We start from the raw sequence: 16,947 nt of genomic DNA on the forward strand, positions 1-16,947 counted from the left end.
CTCGCTCATTCCAGGCTCAAATAATACTGGTACAGCGGCTGGCCTCCGCAATGCAGCTCTATGTCCAGTGAGGGAAAACGCGTTTGCAAGAACTGCACACATTGTCCGGCCTGCTCTTCGGTCACCTCGGCCCCGTAATAGAGGGTGAGCAGGCCGTGTTCCTCCCGCAGCAGGGCTTCCACCAGTTCGGCCAATACCCGGTGTACGTCCGGACCGCTGGAAACAATGCGCTCACCATCCAGGCCCAGGTAATCGCCGGCAGCTATATCCCGTCCCTCCATCCGGGTATGGCGCACGGACCGGGTAACTTCCCCGCCGACCACCTGGCCGGCCGCCCTCTCCATGCCGGCCAGCAGTTCAGCCGGCTCGTGATAAGGATTGAAGGCCAGCATGGCCGCCATGCCCTGAATAATGCTGTGAGTGGGTACAACCAGCACCCGTTTTTCGGCCAGCCCGGCCGCCTGCCGCGCTGCCAGCAGCACATTTTTGTTGTTGGGCAGCACCACCACCGTGCCGGCCGGAACCGCCCGCACCGCGTCCAGAATTTCCTCCGCGCTGGGGTTCATCGTCTGACCGCCGGGCAGGATCAGATCCACACCCAGGCTGGTCAGGATCTGGCTCAACCCTTCCCCCACGGCTACTGCCACCACCCCCACCGGCCTGGGAGCAGGAGCGGGGGATGATTCACCGCTTTTTTCCCGCACCTGTTCTTCCATATTGCTAATGTGCACCTGGTGCACCGAACCGTACTTCAAACAGCACTCCAGCACCAGGCCGGGATGGTTGGAATGAATGTGCACCTTGGCCACTGCTCCGTCTCCCACCACCAGCAGACAATCACCATAGGGCGACAGTTCCCGGCGCATGGTTTCCAGGGGCAAATTCTGGCCGCGCAGAACAAATTCCGTGCAATAAGTGTAATTGAGCAGAGCGGCCGCATCCTGCACCCGGCCGATAAACTCCTTCTGCTGGCTGGCCGCCAGATCAAAAAGCTCCAGCTGGGAGCGTGCGGCGGCCACTTTCAACGCGTAAACTATCCCTTCCAGCACCACCACCAGTCCCCGCCCGCCGGCATCCACCACCCCGGCCTCGCGCAGAACCGGCAGCAACTCCGGCGTGCGGGCCAGCGCTTCCCGGCTGCGGCGCAGCACATGTACCATTGAGCGGAGCAAATCATACCCCCGGTCCGCGGCTTCGGCAAAAGCATCGGCCGTCGCCCGAATAACCGTAAGAATGGTCCCCTCCACCGGATTGCTGACGGCCTGGTAGGCCGCCTGGGCCCCGGCATCAAAAGCCCTGGCTACATCGGCCACCCCCGCCTGTTGACAACCAGCCAGTGCCCCGGCAAACCCCTGCCAGATCTGCGACAGGATAACGCCCGAATTTCCCCGGGCTCCCAGCAGCGCTCCCCGGGCCACAGCTGCAGCAATTTCTCCAATGGCGCTGGCCGGCACTGCCTCTGCTTCCTGCAGTCCGGCCCGCAAGGTCAGGTACATGTTGGTGCCCGTGTCGCCATCGGGGACGGGAAAAACATTGAGCGCATCTATTTCGGCCCTGTGCCTGCCCAGCATGTGCAGGCTGCCTGTTAGCAAATGGCGAAAATCCTCGCCCTGCAGGTATTCAAAACGCATGCTGATTCCTCCATCAAGAACGCTTCAGCATATTAATTCTTGCTGGTGCAGGCGAAAACCTTTTTAGCAACAATAATTGCCAGGAATTTTCTCCCGGCAATTAGTACCACCGCGTAATTTTGCATTTTGCCATGGCGTTCAGGCATCCGGCACGGGTGTCCGGATTTTGTGTAACGGACAGCCTGAGCCAGAAAGAGCATTACTCCACCGGCAAACAGACCAGCCCCAGCACGCCGGGGCCAACATGACTGCCCACCACACAGCCCAGCTGGCAATCAATCATTTCTACGCAATTAAGCTGCTGACTAACCAGCTGGCGCAGTTCCTCCAGACCCCCGGGATCCTGGCCGTGTACCAGAACGCACTGCAGCGCCGCCCCTGGTCCATATTTTTCCTGCATAGCTGTAACCAAGCGCTGGATGGCCTTTTGCCGCCCTCTAACTTTTTCAAAGGGGTGAATATAGCCTTCCCGCATGGTCAGGATGGGCTTGACATTGAGCAGCGTCCCTAAAAAGGCCTGGGCCCGGCCGATACGCCCGCCCCGCTGCAGATATTCCAGGGTATCCACGGCAAAAAACACTTCCAGGTCCCTGGTCTGGCGGGAAATCAGCTCTATTATTTCGCTTTTGCTGGCCCCCCGCTGCGCCGCCCGGGCGGCATTGAGCACCACCAGACCCAGGGCAGCAGAAACCCGGGTGGAATCTATTACCTCGATCGGCCCGGCAGCAAGCATGCTCCGGGCCAGACCGGCCGATTGCAGCGTACCGCTCATGCGGGAAGAAATGTGCAGGGAAACCACCTCCCGGCGCGCTTCCAGCAATGGCCGGTAAGCCTCCACAAATTCAGCCGGGGAAGGCTGCGAAGTAGTGGAATATTCCTTTAAAACCGCCTGGCGGTAGAAAAACTGGTCGGGCGTAATCTCCACCCCGTCCAGCAGCATCTCCTGTCCGAAGATCACCTTGAGCGGTACCACCGTAATGTCATGCTCCCTGTAAAAATGCACCGGCAAATCGGCCGTGCTGTCGGTGACAATAGCCACTCTGTTCAATACCAGCCCCCCCTCCCGGACGTTATTCCTCACACATTAAACCGGAAGTTGATAATATCTCCATCCTGCACCACATAGTCGCGTCCCTCCAGTCGGGAGAGACCGGCCTCTTTTACTGCGACCATACTGCCCAATCGCTCTAGGTCGGCGTAAGCTACCACTTCCGCCCGGATAAAACCCCGCTCAATATCCGAGTGAATTTTCCCCGCTGCCTTCTGGGCTACGGTACCCCGCCTGATGGTCCAGGCTTTGACCTCATCTTCCCCTACAGTAAAGAAGGAAATCAGCCCCAGAGCATGGTAGATGGCCCGGGCCAGGCGGGCGGTACCCAGTTCCGCCAGGCCCAAATCGGCCATAAACAGTTCCCGGTCCTCCCCGCTCAGCTGGGCAATTTCCATTTCCATCTGCCCGCACACTTCCAGCAGTAAAATGCCCCGCTGTTCCGCCAGCTGTTTCAGCCGGGCACCGCCCGGATAATCTCCGGTCTTGAACTGCTGCTCGTCGGTGTTCACCACCCAGATGACCGGTTTTTCTGTAAAAAAGTTATAATTGCGCAGGGCCAGGCGCTCCTGTTCGGTCAAATCCAGCCGGTGCAGGGGCACCTCTGCCTCCAGCGCCTGAAGGCACTTTTCCAGCACGGCCAGTTCGGCGGCATTCTCTTTGGTAATTTTTTTGCCGCCCTTGATGCGGCCAATGCGCTTTTCCAGCAAATCCATATCAGCCAAAAGCAGCTCCAGTTCCACGGTTTCCACATCGCGCAACAGATCAATGCTGCCGTCCACGTGCGGCACATCCGGATTGGCAAAAGCCCGCAGCACATGCACCAGCAGATCCACCTGGCGTATGCCGTCCAGAAACTGGTTGCCCACCCCCGCTCCCTGGGCCGCACCGCGCACCAGCCCAGGCACATCGCTGCACTGCACCTGAGCGTAAATGGTGCGGCGCGGCCGGTACAGCGCACTTAAAAAATCCACCCGGCGGTCGGGAACGGTAGCCATACCGGTGTTGGTTTCGGTGCGACCGCTGAAAAATTTCGAGGTCTCCGCACCGGCGTTGGTCATCAGATTAAAAATTGTGGTCTTGCCTACCATAGGCAATCCGACAATTCCCGCTGTCAGCAACTCTGGTCTACTCCTTTACACTGTTCTCCTGCAATGTATAAATGTCGGTACGCCGGTGCCTGAGCAGGGGCAGCTGGGAGCGCACCCGGCTGAGCCGGCTCAAATCCAGGCGGGCCACCAGCAATTGCTCGCCTGTGCCGGCTTCGGCCACAATTTCCCCCCAGGGATCAACCACCAGGGAGTGGCCATAGGCTACATAGGAAGCGTCCACATTGCGGGCCGGCGAAGCAGCCACCATAAACACCTGGTTGTCCACCGCCCGCATTCGGAACAGCAGGTGCCAGTGTGCCGGCCCCGTGGTCATGTTGAAAGCGGCCGGTACCACAATGATCTGTGCTCCTCGCAGCACCATCAGACGAGCCAGTTCGGGAAAACGGATATCATAGCAGATGGCTACTCCAAATGATCCAAAGGGAGCCGGTACCACGGTAACCTGTTCACCATAACCCAGGGTGGCCGACTCCTTGACCGAAACCCCGCCCGGCAAATCCACATCAAAAAGATGCACTTTGCGGTGCCGGGCCAGCAGCTGCCCGTCCGGAGCAAAGATAAATGAGGTGTTGTACAGACGGTCACCCTCTTGCTCGGCAATGGATCCACCTACCAAATACACACCGTTTTCCCGGGCGGCCGCCGCCAGTACCCGCACTGTTTCCCCTTGCGGCCAGCTCTCGGCATAGGCCTTGAACTTGGCGGTGTGATAAGGGCAGTTGAACATCTCGGGCAGCACCACCAGGTCCGCGCCGGCCCCGGCCGCCCGGCCAATCATCTGCACCGCTTTCTTGATATTGGCCGGCTTGTCCTCCAGTACATCCAGCTGGCAAATACCAACGGTTACGCAATCCTTTTCCTTACCGGACAAAACTATCACTTCCTGTTCAGCAAGTTGCTCCGGGGCAGGCGGCCCCCCCGTTCCCCCAGTATTATGGACCAGACAATTCCCTGACATAGCGCCCGGGGGGTAACCAGGCAGTGACCGGACCCATCACTGCCCGCAGTCCGTCCCGGGCCGCAGGTAACAGCTGCCGCCGGTGCCGGTGGTTGGGACGGCAGACGGGAAGCTGGAGAAGCAGCAACGGTTGCCGCATCTGCCTCTCCGGGCAAACATGCCGCCCCCCGTACTTCTTCGTCTTTATTTGTTGGAGACGGCAACCGGCCGGTCATGCCCTCCGACCATGGACCGGCCACATAGCCTTCCGGCCGGCTCTCCGGCAGAGATTCCGGGGGCAGTCCACCCCGGTTTTCCCAGGGCGACAGGGTTTTCCCCCGGGCCAGCACTTTGTACAGCACATAAAACAGTATTAACAGCCAGAGCAGTTTCATTTTGTACCCGCGCCACCTTTACCTGCTGCCATCGCCGGTATGGTTCCGGCCGGCCGGCTCGCCTCCCAGGCCGGAGATGCTTTCCCGCATCCGGGTATCGGCCAGCAGATTTTGCAGGTTGTAATAATCCAGCACTCCCAGTCGTCCACTGCGCAACGCCTCGGCCATGGCCCGGGGCACTTCGGCCTCGGCTTCCACTACCCGGGCCCGCATTTCTTCCACCGCCGCCTTCATTTCCTGCTCCCGGGCTACCGCCATGGCCCGCCGCTCCTCGGCCTTGGCCTGAGCAATGCGCTTGTCGGCCTCGGCCTGATCGGTCTGCAACTGGGCACCGATATTGCGCCCCACATCCACATCGGCAATATCAATGGACAATATCTCAAAAGCTGTACCGGCATCCAGTCCCTTTTCCAGTACCGTGCGGGAAATGGAATCCGGGTTTTCCAGCACATGCTTGTGGGTTTCGCTGCTGCCAACCGTGGTCACCACACCCTCGCCCACCCGGGCCAGTATAGTTTCTTCCCCGGCCCCCCCGACCAGGCGGTCGATGTTGGCTCGCACCGTCACCCGGGCCACCACCTTGACCTCAATGCCATCCTTGGCCACGGCGGAGACCAGCGGGGTTTGAATGACTTTGGGATTGACGCTCATCTGTACGGCTTCCAGCACATCCCGCCCGGCCAGATCGATGGCCGCCGCCCGCTCAAAAGGCAGGGGAATGTTGGCTCGCTCGGCGGCAATCAGGGCATTGACCACCCGGTCCACATTGCCGCCCGCCAGGTAATGGGCCTCCAGCTGGTTGACCGAGATATCCAGACCGGCTTTGTCCGCTTTAATCAGCGGGCCCACGATCTGGGCCGGAGGTACGCGCCGCAGGCGCATGCCGATCAGGGTGAAAATACCGATTTTCACGCCGGCCGCTAGCGCGGAAATCCACAGCCCCACCGGAATAAAGCTGAAAACCACCATTACAGCTACCAGGATAATGATCATAAACAGTATTGAAGATACGAAGGCCAGTGAAATAATAAGCTTTCCCTCCTTAAAAATTAACTATTTTCATTCCGCCCGGCGCACCACAATTTTGCCTCCGGCCAGAGAAACCACCTGCACCGGGCTGCCTGCCGGCACATACTCCCCGGCAGTGACTACATCAAAGCGCTGTCCGCCCAGTTCCATTACCCCGGCCGGCCGCAGCGGCGTCACCGCCCGGCCGGTACAGCCCACAGTCAGCAGTGGACTGGCGCTGCTGGAAACATAACCCGCCTCTTTGTACTGGCGGGTGGACAAAAACAGCCTGCTCCACAGGTTGGTCCGCCGCAGGAAAATCACCCCGGCAATAAAGATGCCCAGTGTTGCTACCAGGGCCAGCACCAGCGCCATTGTGGCCCGGGTGAAGTCAACCGTCAGCAGGAGCACCCCCCAGGCCAGGGCCATCACGCCCGCCAGTCCGGCCACGCCAAAACCCGGAATAATAAAAATTTCCAGCACCAGTGCCGCCAGAGCGCTGACAAAAGCCAGCACGGACAACATGGTCAGCATTTGCTGACTCACAACCCCACCCCCGCGACCTGGTTTGTTATCGCCTACCATATTATCCTATTTCAGCAAAAATGTAAATAAAATACCCGGCGCTGGGCAGCACCGGGTACCGGTTGGTTTCCTCGATTAACGATATCGGCGTTTCCTGGCGGCTTCGGATTTTTTCTTGCGCCTTACGCTGGGCTTCTCGTAGTGTTCATGTTTTCTGGCCTCCGCCAGCACGCCTGCCTTCTGGCAGCTACGCTTAAAGCGCCGGAGGGCACTATCCAGTGTCTCGTTCTTGCCGACACGTACCTCTGCCATTCTATTATCCCTCCCTCCGCGCAAACAAACCTGCCTGCATTCACCACATACCACACCTTAATTACCTGATTAAAAGCACCCTTTAATTATACCGCCGATATGCGGATAAGTCAACTAGCCCGGCGGCCACTTCAGCTCCCGTCCGGCCAGCAGGTGGTAATGGATGTGAAAGACCAGTTGACCGGCATCCCGGCCGATATTGCTGACCAGGCGAAATCCATTGGACAAACCCAGCCGGCGGGCTACTTCGGCCGCCGCTGTCTGAAGCTCTCCCATTAACATTACATCCTCGGGCCCCAGTTCGAAAAAAGTCGGAATATGTTTTTTGGGGATGAGCAAGAGGTGAACAGGAGCTGCCGGCCGGATATCTTTAAATACCAGTACGTTGTCGGTTTCATAAATAATTTCCGCCGGAATTTCCCTGTGGATAATCTTGCAAAAAATACAGTCTTGCATCTTTGCACCTCCTCCCCGGCCCAGAATGCCACTTGCTGCTTAACAAAAAGTTTATTCCACATCCAAAGTTAAATTCCTTGTCATCCCGGCGGTATTTTTTAAAAATTCGCCCAGCAGCACTTCTCCTGCAGTGGATCGCCCCCGCACCTCCACAATCCGGCCGCGCAGGTGGGGCGAACCGGGAAAAAGCACCGGCAGGTAGTGGTCGGTATAACCCTTCACCCAACCGGGCTCGGTCGCTTCTTCTTCCACCAGCACCTCCACCGGCCGGCCGATGAAGCCGGCGGCAAAGCGCCTAGCCAGCTCACGGCCCAGTTCAATGAGCTGCCGGCTGCGTTCTTCTATTTCCGCGGCCGGCAACCGGCCCGGCAGGCTGGCGGCAGGTGTCCCCCGGCGGGGGGAAAATTTAAACACATGCAGCCGGGCAAAGGACATCCGGCGCACAAACTCCATGGTCCGCCGGTGCTGTTCCCCGGTCTCACCCGGGAACCCCGTGATTAAATCTGTGGTAATGGCCAGCTCTGGTATGGCCTGACGCAGCATCTCCAGCAGCCCGGCATACCGGTCGGTTGTATAACGGCGCCGCATACTGTGCAACACCTGATCGTCCCCGCTCTGCAGGGGAATGTGCAGGTGCCGGCAGACCGGCGGTCCGGCGGCCAGTTCGTCCACCAGGCGGGGGGAAAAGTCCAGCGGCTCCACCGAGCCCAGGCGCAGGCGTTTTAACCCGTCAATCCGGCGCAATTGGGCCACCAGCCGGGCCAGGTCGGTGCCATCGGCCAGATCCTGCCCGTAAGCGCCAATGTGTATACCTGTGAGCACCAGTTCGGGATAACCCTGTTCCACCAGACGGCGGGCTTCCTCCAGCACCCGGTCCGGCGGGCGGCTGCGCACCGGCCCGCGGGCGTAAGGAATGATACAGTAGGCACAGAAATTATTGCAGCCTTCCTGCACTTTGATCAACGCTCTGGTCCGCTCTGTAGCGGCCACCGCCGGCAATTCCTGAAAATGGTGGCTGTGCATGATATCCCCCACCTGTACCAGCAGGTCTTCCCCGCCGGCTCCCTCCACCATTCCCCGGCCCTGCAGGGCTTCCTGCACCTTTTCCACCAGAGCGGCTTTTTCCTGATTGCCCAGCACCAGGTGCACACCGGGTATCTGCCGCACCTCTCCGGGGGATACCTGGGCATAGCAGCCGGTTGCCACCACCAGGGCAGCCGGGTTTTGCCGCCCGGCCCGGCGGATGAGCTGGCGGGATTTGCGGTCACCCAGGTGGGTAACTGTGCAGGTGTTGATCACATAAACGTCGGCTACCTGATCAAACTCCACCACTTCAAAACCGCCGCGCTCAAAAGCGGCGGCCAGAGCGGCCGACTCGTACTGGTTCACTTTACAGCCCAGTGTAGCTATGGCCACTTTAGGCCTGCAAACAGGCACAGCTCCACCCCCGGTATCATCCCAGATCTCCCCAGTGAAACATCAGCGCGGCCAGTACGGCCGGCCCAGCAGTTTCGGTGCGCAATATGCGTGGGCCCAGCGAAACCGTTCTGGCCCCATAAGCCCTGGCCAGCTCCACCTCCCGGGGCTCCCAGCCCCCCTCCGGTCCCACTGCCACGGCCACAATAGCGGGCGGCGAACCGGTCAACACATTTTTCAAACCGGCCCCGGTTTCCTCCTCCCAGGGCAAAACCAGCAGCCCGCCCGCCGGCAGGGCGGACAATGCTTCCTCCCAGGCCAGAGGCAACCTCACCTGCGGCACCGCCGGGCGGCGGCACTGTTTGGCCGCTTCACAGGCCACTCTTTGCCAGCGGCTCTGCCGGGCCACTGCTTTTTCTCCCGCCAGTTGTACCACACAGCGCCTGGTCTGCACGGGCCAGACCTCGGATACGCCCAGTTCCACCGCCTTTTGAATAATCTGCTCCAGCTTGTCCCCTTTGGGCAAAGCCTGCAGCAGGATCACCCGCAGGGGCGGCTCCCCCGATACAGCAGTGTATTCTAATATGCTGCAGGCAACCATATCTTTATGTACAGATTCAATGCGGGCCCGGGCCGCCCGCCCGCAGCCGTCCAGCAGCAAGATCTCATCGCCCGGCCCCAGGCGCAGCACCCGGCTGATATGCCGGACATCACCGCCCTCAATGTGCACCAGCGGACTGTCCAGCTGCAGCGGCGTAACGAAAAAACGGTGCACCATCCGGACACCTCCCCGCCTCAGGTTTTTCCGGCCGGGTCGCCCAAAGAGCATACCACTCCTCCCGGTCAACCACCCGGCGCACCAGCATTCCACACCCCTGTACTGCCTGCAGCACTTCCTCCTGCCGGCCCTCAATAATGCCCGCCGCAATAAAGTGCCCACCTGGCAGCAACAACCGCTCCAGCTGGGGCACCAGCTCCAGGATGACGCTGGCCACAATATTGGCCACAATCACCTGGAATGGCTGGCTGGCCCAGGCCAGCAGGTTCCCCTGCCGTACCTGTATTTTTTCCTCCAACCCGTTGCGGGCTATATTCTCCCGGGCCACCTGCAGAGCAGTGGGGTCCAGATCGCCAGCCAGCACCTGCGCCGCCCCCAGCCGGGCCGCCGCGATGGCCAGAATACCGGAACCGGTGCCCACATCATAGACCGTTTCTCCGCCCTGGATTACTTCTTCCAGCAGTTCCAGACACATGCGGGTGCTGGCGTGAGTACCGCAGCCAAAAGCCATACCGGGATCCAGCTCCAGCACCAGGCGCCCGTCCTGTCCGGGCGGCATCTCTTCCCAGGCGGGCTTGATCAGCAGGCGCTGCCCCACCGGAAAGGCATGATAATACCGGCGCCATTCCCTAGCCCAATCGCTGTCGGCCACTTCCCGCACCAGCACCTCTCCGGTACCGGACGGCAGCAGGTCGAACAGGGACTGGCGCAGCCGGCTTAGCCTGTCTGCCGTCCGGCCGTCCACCGGCAAGTAAGCTTTGAGCAGGGCACGTCCCGACAGCGATTTCAGCTGCTCATACAGGGCGGGGGCAACAGTATCCGGCCGCCCCTGTTCCAGGTAAGATTGAATTAAGGCGGGGTCTTCAATACTGACCCCGCCGCTGCCGCAGGCTATGCAAATGTCGGCCGCCGCTTCCACCAGTTCGGACGGCACACTGACAGCTATTTCCATGTAATGCAACAAAGAACATCTCCCATTACTTTACCCGATAAAGGCGTCCCTGACCTTCTCGAAAAAACCTTTTTCCACCCCGCCGGGCACGTTTTCCCCGCTCAGCCGGGCAAACTCCCGCAAAAGCTCCTTCTGCTTCTCGGATAGCCGGGTGGGAGTTACCACCTGCACCCGCACATGCTGGTCGCCCCGCCCGTAACCGTGTACATCGGGTATGCCCTTGCTTTTGAGGCGGAAAACCGTGCCGCTCTGGGTACCCTCGGGCACCTTCATTCTGGCCGTACCCTCCAGGGTGGGAACCTCGATTTCATCACCCAGGGCCGCCTGGGCAAAGCTGATTTTTACCTCGCAAAGCACATCATTGCCATCCCGCACAAAAACCTTGTGCGGCCGGACATGGATGAACACATACAGATCGCCGCGCGGCCCGCCCCGCAGGCCCGGCTCGCCCTCACCGGCCACCCTGAGCCGCGTGCCGCTGTCCACGCCCGGCGGCACCTTGACATGAATGCTGCGGGTGCGGCGCACCCTTCCCGCTCCGTGGCAGGTGGGACAGGGCTTTTCCAGCACCCGGCCGGCTCCCCGGCAGCGATCGCAGGTGCGGGTCTGCACTATCCGGCCGAAAGGCGTGCTCTGAGCATACTGCACCTGCCCGCTGCCGTGGCACACCGGGCAAACCTGCGCCTTGCTGCCCGGCGCCGCCCCGCTGCCGCCACAGGTGGTGCACTCCTCCTCCCGCGGTACCTTGATGTCCCTTTCCACACCAAAAGCAGCTTCCTCCAGGGTCAACTCCAGATCGGCCCGCAGGTCGGCCCCCTTTTCCGGGCCGCGCCGCCGCCGGTTACTAGCGCCGAAAAACATCTCGAAAATATCGCCCAGACCGCCCAGATCGGCGCCAAAACCCTCAAAACCACCAAATCCATGTCCGCCGAAGCCCTGCCCGTTAAACCCGGCATGACCGAACCGGTCATACCGGGCCCGTTTTTCCGGATCGCTCAGCACTTCATAGGCTTCGGCAATTTCCTTAAACTTGGCCTCGGCGTCCTGGTCATCGGGATTGGCATCCGGGTGGTACTGGCGGGCCAGCTTGCGGTAAGCCTTTTTGATCTCCTCCGCAGAGGCCTGGCGGGAAACCCCCAGCACCTCATAATAATCGCGCTTGGCCAAGCTTTACCACCACCTGTTAGCGGTCGCCGTCTTTTACTTCAAAATCGGCATCCACTACATTCTCCTTTTTCTCCTGTTGCCCGTCACCGCCCGCACAACCACCGGTGGCGCAGCTACCGGCTTGCTGCTGTTGGGCCTGCTGCTGGTAGAGCAGCGTGGTCAGTTCAAACAGCGGCCCGCTGACCGCCTCCAGCTTTTGCTTGATTTTTTCCAGGTCATTGCCTTTGAGAGCCTCTTTCAATTCCTCCACGGCCCGGTTCACGGCGTCCACCTTGCTCTGGTCCGCCTTATCGCCCAGATCCTTGATGGTTTTTTCGGCCTGGTAAATCAGGCTATCGGCCTGGTTGCGCAGTTCGGCCTCCTCTTTGCGGCGCCGGTCGGCCTCGGCGTTGGCCTCAGCTTCCCGCACCATGCGCTGGATTTCCTCCTCGGAAAGACCGGTATTGCCGCTGATGGTAATGCTCTGCTCCTTGCCGGTACCCAGGTCCTTGGCCGAAACATGCACAATGCCGTTCACATCGATGTCGAACTTGACCTCGATTTGCGGCACACCGCGCGGCGCAGGGGGAATACCGGTGAGCATAAAACGGCCCAGCGTCTTGTTGTCGGCCGCCATGGGCCGCTCGCCCTGCAGCACGTGGATCTCCACCTGGGTCTGCCCGTCGGCGGCCGTGGAGAAGATCTGGCTTTTGGAAGTAGGAATGGTGGTATTGCGCTCAATCAGTTTGGTAAACACCCCGCCCAGGGTTTCGATGCCCAGGGACAGCGGTGTCACGTCCAAAAGCAACACATCCTTGACCTCGCCGCCCAGCACACCGGCCTGGATGGCCGCCCCGATGGCCACGCACTCGTCCGGGTTGATCCCTTTGTGCGGCTCCTTACCCAGGAACTTGCGGATAGCCTCCTGCACCGCCGGAATGCGGGTGGAACCGCCCACCAGCAGCACCTTGTCTATGTCCTTGGGCTCCAGGCCGGCATCGGCCAGGGCCTGGCGGGTGGGTCCCATGGTCATTTCCACCAGGTCAGCGGTCATTTCCTCGAATTTGGCCCGGGTCAGGTTCAGATCCAGGTGTTTGGGCCCATCGGCATCGGCCGTAATGAAGGGCAGGTTGATATTGGTGCTCACCACCCCGGACAGTTCAATCTTGGCCTTTTCCGCCGCTTCTTTCAGCCGCTGCATGGCCATGCGATCCTTGCTCAAATCAATGCCGGTTTCCTTTTTGAACTCGCTGACCATCCAATCGATGATGCGCTGGTCGAAGTCGTCACCACCCAGCCGGTTGTTGCCGCTGGTGGCCTTGACTTCGAATACACCGTCCCCCAGCTCCAGAATGGAAACGTCAAAGGTGCCACCGCCCAGGTCGTAAACCAGGATGGTCTGGTCCTCTTCCTTGTCCAGACCGTAGGCCAGAGCCGCGGCCGTGGGCTCGTTGATAATGCGCAACACTTCCAGGCCGGCGATACGCCCGGCATCCTTGGTAGCCTGGCGCTGGGCATCGGTAAAATAGGCCGGCACGGTAATGACCGCTTTTTCAATTCTGGTTCCCAGGTAAGCCTCGGCATCGGCCTTGAGTTTTTGCAGGATCATGGCCGATATTTCCTGGGGGGTATATTCTTTGCCGTCGATATTCACCTTGTAATTGGAACCCATATGGCGCTTGATGGAGATCACGGTGCGATCGGGATTGCTCACGGCCTGGCGCTTGGCCACCTGCCCCACCAGCCGCTCACCCGTTTTGGAAAAGCCCACCACCGAAGGAGTGGTCCTGCCTCCCTCCGCATTGGGGATTACTACCGCCTCGCCGCCCTCCATGACGGCCATGCAGGAGTTGGTAGTACCCAGGTCGATACCCAGAATCTTGCTCATTTTAGAGTTCATCTCCTCCGCAAAAAGCAATTATTTATTATTTTATTCCTGACAGGCGACACAAACCATGGCCGGCCGGATCACCTTGCCATGCAGGGTATAACCTTTTTGCAACTCGGCCAGCACCGTATTCTCGGGCTGCTCACCCGCCGGCTGCCGCATCACGGCCTCGTGCCGGGAGGGATCGAAGGGCTGGCCCACACACTGCAAGGATTCCAGACCCTCCCGGTGCAATATGTCCATAAGTTGCCGGTAGATCATTTCCACGCCCGAGCGGAAGGCCGCACCATCCCCTTCGGGCGCGGCCAGCGCCCGCTCGAAATTGTCCAGCACGGGCAGAAGCTGCCCGATCAGCTTTTCGGCGGCGAACTTGAGCAGGTCCTCCTTCTCGCGCAGGGTACGTTTGCGAAAGTTCTCAAAATCGGCCTGCAGGCGGGCCAAGCGCTGGAAATGCTCCTCCGCCAGGGCGGTTTTTCGGGCCAGTTCGGCCTGGAGAGCAGCCAGGTCCACATCTTCCGGTGCTGCCTGTTCCTCAGCCTGCCCGGGCTCTGCCGGCGCTGCCGGCTCACCGGCCTGCTCATCCGGCACAGGCCGGCTTTCTGCCGGTTCGGCCCTGGTTTCCTCCAGGGAAAGATCCTGTTCGGTCACTATTACCCCTCCTTGTGCTGGGCGGGTTTATCTTCACGCTTTTTTATGATGGTATCAATGCGTAAAATGGCCCCGGCAATCTCGCCGGCCGCCCGCAGGGCATGCAGCTTGACCGGCGCCGGGTCCAGAACTCCCAGGGACAGCATATCGGCCACCTGACCGCTGTCGCAATCAATGGCCAGACTGTCGCTGTCCCGCTCGGCCTGGGCCGAGAGTACATCACCCATCTTTTCCAGGGGGTTAAAACCAGCATTGGCCACAATCTGGGCCAGGGGACGGCGCAGCGCTTCCACCACACAATCCACACCGTAGGCAGCCATGCCTTTTAAGCGGGCGCGCATTTTTTCCACCTGCCGGGAGGCCGCCAGCTCTATGGCACCGCCGCCCGGTACAATGCCGCCCCGCACCGCCGCCTGCACCGCCGAAGCCGCATCCCGGGCTATTCTCTCCCGCTCGCCCACCACTTCGGCCGTAGCCGCTCCCACCACCACAGTGGCGGTGGGTTTGCCGTTACCTTCCACAATCCAGACCTGCGCCAGCTTTTCATCGTGATACACGCGGCGGGCCCGGCCCAGCCAGCTGCGCAGCACGTCCACATCCTTCTTCAAGCCGGTGCGCTTGATCATGCGCGCTCCCGTGTGTTCGGCCGCCCGGCGTAATTCCCGGGCCGCCACCCGCTGCACCACCATGATGCCCGCATCGGTGAGCATCTCCTCGGCCGTATCGTCAATTCCCCGGTCCACCAGTACCAGGCCTACACCCAGATCGATAATTTTCTGCACTGCCGAGCGGTGTTGCTGCAGCAGTTCCATGTAGCGGGCGAAGCCAGCCTCGGTGGCCAGAGCTTCCTCTTCTATTTCCTCGGGCTGCAGCGCATCGTCAATCACCAGTATCCGGCAATCCTCAACCTCCCGGGGCATCTGGCGATTGACCGGCTCCTTGTCAATGATAATGCCGGTCAGAACCTGGTTTTCCGCTCCCGCCCGGGCAGTGATGTTATCGGCAAATTTATACCCCCGCTCCAGCAGTTTTTCGCGCCCCACCAGGCGGGCCGCCTGCACCACCAGCTCGGCAATATCCCGGTGTTCCCGTCCGGCAATCAGTGCCACCTGCCAAAGGGCTGGATCTTCCATTTCTACCAGCGGACGGGCTTTCCGGCCAATATACTGCAGCGCCTCCTGCACCCCGGCCTTCAGCCCCTCAATCACCCGCGATACGGGTACCCCGCGGGCCACTTGCTCCACCCCGGCGGCCACCATGGCGCCAGCCATGACGGTGGCAGTAGTGGTGCCGTCACCCACTTCCTCCTGCTGGGCCCGGGCAATATTGATCACCATGCGGGCCGCCGGGTGGTTGGCTTCCATCATGGTCAGGATAGTCACACCATCGTTGGTAATCACCACTTCGCCAAACTTATCCACCAGCATGGTATCCAGACCCCGCGGCCCCAGCGTACCTTCCACCGCCGCCGCAATGGCCCGCACGGCATTGGCATTGTTTACCAGGGCAGCCATGGATTCATTGACTTCGGCCCCGGCACTGGCCTGCTGCTTCAAACTCAAGGCACAGCCCCCTCAAAGATTAGTTTTTTCTGTTGTTCAGGATTCTATCTAGCGCTTCGGAAAGCGAGCGGGTCATGCACTCCATCACGCTGACCACCCGGCTGTACTCCATGCGGGTGGGCCCAATCACACCCAGAGTGCCCAGTGGCTGCCCACCGGCCTGATAGGTACCCAGCACCATACTGCAGCCCGACATCTCCTCCCGGGCCAGCTCGCTGCCAATGCGCACCGCCACACCCTGTTCCGGTTTCTGGTTCTCCAGCAGGCTGCAGAGCAGCTCTTCCTGCTCCAGCAGGCTGAGCAGGGTTTTCACCCGGTCCACATGGTGAAATTCGGGCTGGTTTAAGATGTTGAAGACACCGCCCAGGTAAATTTTATCCTCCCGGCCCGGGACAAGGCTCTCCTGCACCAGGTGCATGGCCAGGTCCAGAATGTTTTTATGCTTGGACAGTTCAAAGTAGATTTCCCGGATCAGGGTCATCTTAATGCTTTCCATATTCTGGCCGGCCAGCTTGGCATTGAGCACCTGACTGATTAAATCCAGATCGGAACGGGTGATGCTCTGGGGTACATCAAAAATCCGGTGCAACACCGTACCGGTGTTTTGCACCACGATTACCAGAGCCTTGCCCGGGTCCAACAGCACCATCTGAATATGCTTGAAGCGGCCCACATCCAAACGGGGCATCACCACTACCGCCGCGTAATTGGTAATCTGGGACAAAAGCTGTCCGGTGATCTGCAGCACCTGTCCCACATCCCGCACTTTGGTTTCATAACCCCGGCGAATAATGTTTTCTTCCTCCGGAGTCAGTTCCTGTCGCTGCATGAGAAAGTCCACATAGTAGCGATAGCCCCGCTGCGAAGGTATCCGCCCGGCCGAAGTGTGCGGCTGCTCGATATAACCCATTTCCTCCAGGTCGGACATTTCATTGCGAATGGTGGCCGGGCTCACCCCCAGCCGGTATTTTTTGGCAATAGTGCGCGAGCCTACCGGCTCGGCAGTAGCAATATAATCGGTGATAATGGCCATCAGGATTTGCTGTTTGCGGGCGTCCATTTTCATATCAGACACCTCCTGTTAGCACTCTAATATGGCGAGTGCTAAAGCTCCTGGTTAAAAAATATCACCG

General features: G+C 60.1%; 17 protein-coding genes. All 17 read right to left on the minus strand.

Features of this window, described 5'->3' with window-relative positions; translation table 11 throughout:
• Positions 1-5 precede the first annotated feature (5 nt).
• The 17 genes from ACUVTU_RS00460 to hrcA all read right to left on the minus strand — a co-directional run bounded on the left by ACUVTU_RS00460 (position 6) and on the right by hrcA (position 16,880).
• Positions 6-1,631, minus strand: coding sequence for a DAK2 domain-containing protein (locus ACUVTU_RS00460; protein WP_445887984.1), 1,626 nt, complete (start codon positions 1,629-1,631; stop codon positions 6-8).
• A 199-nt stretch (positions 1,632-1,830) separates the two neighbouring features.
• Complete coding sequence (locus tag ACUVTU_RS00465; protein ID WP_445888045.1) at positions 1,831-2,670, minus strand: DegV family protein; 840 nt, start codon at positions 2,668-2,670, stop codon at positions 1,831-1,833.
• A 38-nt stretch (positions 2,671-2,708) separates the two neighbouring features.
• Positions 2,709-3,800 (minus strand): redox-regulated ATPase YchF, encoded by a 1,092-nt coding sequence (gene ychF, locus ACUVTU_RS00470; RefSeq protein ID WP_445887985.1) that lies wholly within the window; start codon positions 3,798-3,800, stop codon positions 2,709-2,711.
• A gap of 7 nt (positions 3,801-3,807) precedes the next feature.
• On the minus strand, positions 3,808-4,662 hold the full coding sequence (locus ACUVTU_RS00475) for a carbon-nitrogen hydrolase family protein (RefSeq protein ID WP_445887986.1): 855 nt from the start codon (positions 4,660-4,662) through the stop codon (positions 3,808-3,810).
• Positions 4,663-4,667: 5 nt separating this feature from the next.
• A complete protein-coding gene (locus tag ACUVTU_RS00480; RefSeq protein ID WP_445887987.1) occupies positions 4,668-5,123 on the minus strand; it encodes a hypothetical protein in 456 nt (151 codons plus the stop codon).
• 18 nt (positions 5,124-5,141) lie between these two features.
• Positions 5,142-6,122, minus strand: a complete 981-nt coding sequence (gene floA, locus ACUVTU_RS00485) for a flotillin-like protein FloA (protein ID WP_445888046.1) — start codon at positions 6,120-6,122, stop codon at positions 5,142-5,144.
• Positions 6,123-6,182: 60 nt separating this feature from the next.
• The gene (locus tag ACUVTU_RS00490; RefSeq protein WP_445887988.1) at positions 6,183-6,677 is read right to left on the minus strand and encodes an NfeD family protein; all 495 of its coding nucleotides are present in this window, start codon (positions 6,675-6,677) and stop codon (positions 6,183-6,185) included.
• A gap of 114 nt (positions 6,678-6,791) precedes the next feature.
• Positions 6,792-6,968: a 30S ribosomal protein S21 gene (gene rpsU / locus ACUVTU_RS00495; protein ID WP_018084676.1), complete on the minus strand. Its 177-nt coding sequence runs from the start codon at positions 6,966-6,968 to the stop codon at positions 6,792-6,794.
• A 114-nt stretch (positions 6,969-7,082) separates the two neighbouring features.
• Positions 7,083-7,424 carry a histidine triad nucleotide-binding protein gene (locus ACUVTU_RS00500; RefSeq protein ID WP_445887989.1) on the minus strand — a complete coding sequence of 114 codons (342 nt, stop codon included), beginning with the start codon at positions 7,422-7,424 and terminating at the stop codon, positions 7,083-7,085.
• A 51-nt stretch (positions 7,425-7,475) separates the two neighbouring features.
• Complete coding sequence (gene mtaB / locus ACUVTU_RS00505) at positions 7,476-8,840, minus strand: tRNA (N(6)-L-threonylcarbamoyladenosine(37)-C(2))-methylthiotransferase MtaB (protein WP_445887990.1); 1,365 nt, start codon at positions 8,838-8,840, stop codon at positions 7,476-7,478.
• A gap of 37 nt (positions 8,841-8,877) precedes the next feature.
• Positions 8,878-9,618 carry a 16S rRNA (uracil(1498)-N(3))-methyltransferase gene (locus ACUVTU_RS00510; RefSeq protein WP_445887991.1) on the minus strand — a complete coding sequence of 247 codons (741 nt, stop codon included), beginning with the start codon at positions 9,616-9,618 and terminating at the stop codon, positions 8,878-8,880.
• Positions 9,560-10,570, minus strand: a complete 1,011-nt coding sequence (gene prmA, locus ACUVTU_RS00515; protein WP_445888047.1) for a 50S ribosomal protein L11 methyltransferase — start codon at positions 10,568-10,570, stop codon at positions 9,560-9,562. The genes ACUVTU_RS00510 and prmA overlap by 59 nt, the downstream gene beginning before the upstream one ends.
• Before the next feature lie 30 nt (positions 10,571-10,600).
• On the minus strand, positions 10,601-11,737 hold the full coding sequence (dnaJ, locus tag ACUVTU_RS00520; RefSeq protein WP_445887992.1) for a molecular chaperone DnaJ: 1,137 nt from the start codon (positions 11,735-11,737) through the stop codon (positions 10,601-10,603).
• Positions 11,738-11,753: 16 nt separating this feature from the next.
• Positions 11,754-13,604 (minus strand): molecular chaperone DnaK, encoded by a 1,851-nt coding sequence (gene dnaK / locus ACUVTU_RS00525; protein WP_445887993.1) that lies wholly within the window; start codon positions 13,602-13,604, stop codon positions 11,754-11,756.
• A 42-nt stretch (positions 13,605-13,646) separates the two neighbouring features.
• Positions 13,647-14,252, minus strand: coding sequence for a nucleotide exchange factor GrpE (gene grpE / locus ACUVTU_RS00530; protein ID WP_445887994.1), 606 nt, complete (start codon positions 14,250-14,252; stop codon positions 13,647-13,649).
• Positions 14,253-14,254: 2 nt separating this feature from the next.
• The gene (locus tag ACUVTU_RS00535; RefSeq protein ID WP_445887995.1) at positions 14,255-15,814 is read right to left on the minus strand and encodes a TCP-1/cpn60 chaperonin family protein; all 1,560 of its coding nucleotides are present in this window, start codon (positions 15,812-15,814) and stop codon (positions 14,255-14,257) included.
• Positions 15,815-15,833: 19 nt separating this feature from the next.
• A complete protein-coding gene (gene hrcA, locus ACUVTU_RS00540) occupies positions 15,834-16,880 on the minus strand; it encodes a heat-inducible transcriptional repressor HrcA (RefSeq protein ID WP_445887996.1) in 1,047 nt (348 codons plus the stop codon).
• Between the last annotated feature and the right edge of the window lie 67 nt (positions 16,881-16,947).

The organism is Desulfurispora sp., assembly GCF_052744395.1.

Coding starts and splice junctions, on each gene's coding strand:
- rpsU (WP_018084676.1), bottom strand. CDS start 6,968: ATGGCAGAGGTACGTGTCGGCAAGAACGAGACACTGGATAGTGCCCTC.
- ACUVTU_RS00480 (WP_445887987.1), bottom strand. CDS start 5,123: ATGAAACTGCTCTGGCTGTTAATACTGTTTTATGTGCTGTACAAAGTG.
- prmA (WP_445888047.1), bottom strand. CDS start 10,570: ATGGAAATAGCTGTCAGTGTGCCGTCCGAACTGGTGGAAGCGGCGGCC.
- ACUVTU_RS00460 (WP_445887984.1), bottom strand. CDS start 1,631: ATGCGTTTTGAATACCTGCAGGGCGAGGATTTTCGCCATTTGCTAACA.
- ACUVTU_RS00500 (WP_445887989.1), bottom strand. CDS start 7,424: ATGCAAGACTGTATTTTTTGCAAGATTATCCACAGGGAAATTCCGGCG.
- hrcA (WP_445887996.1), bottom strand. CDS start 16,880: ATGAAAATGGACGCCCGCAAACAGCAAATCCTGATGGCCATTATCACC.
- ACUVTU_RS00510 (WP_445887991.1), bottom strand. CDS start 9,618: ATGGTGCACCGTTTTTTCGTTACGCCGCTGCAGCTGGACAGTCCGCTG.
- dnaK (WP_445887993.1), bottom strand. CDS start 13,604: ATGAGCAAGATTCTGGGTATCGACCTGGGTACTACCAACTCCTGCATG.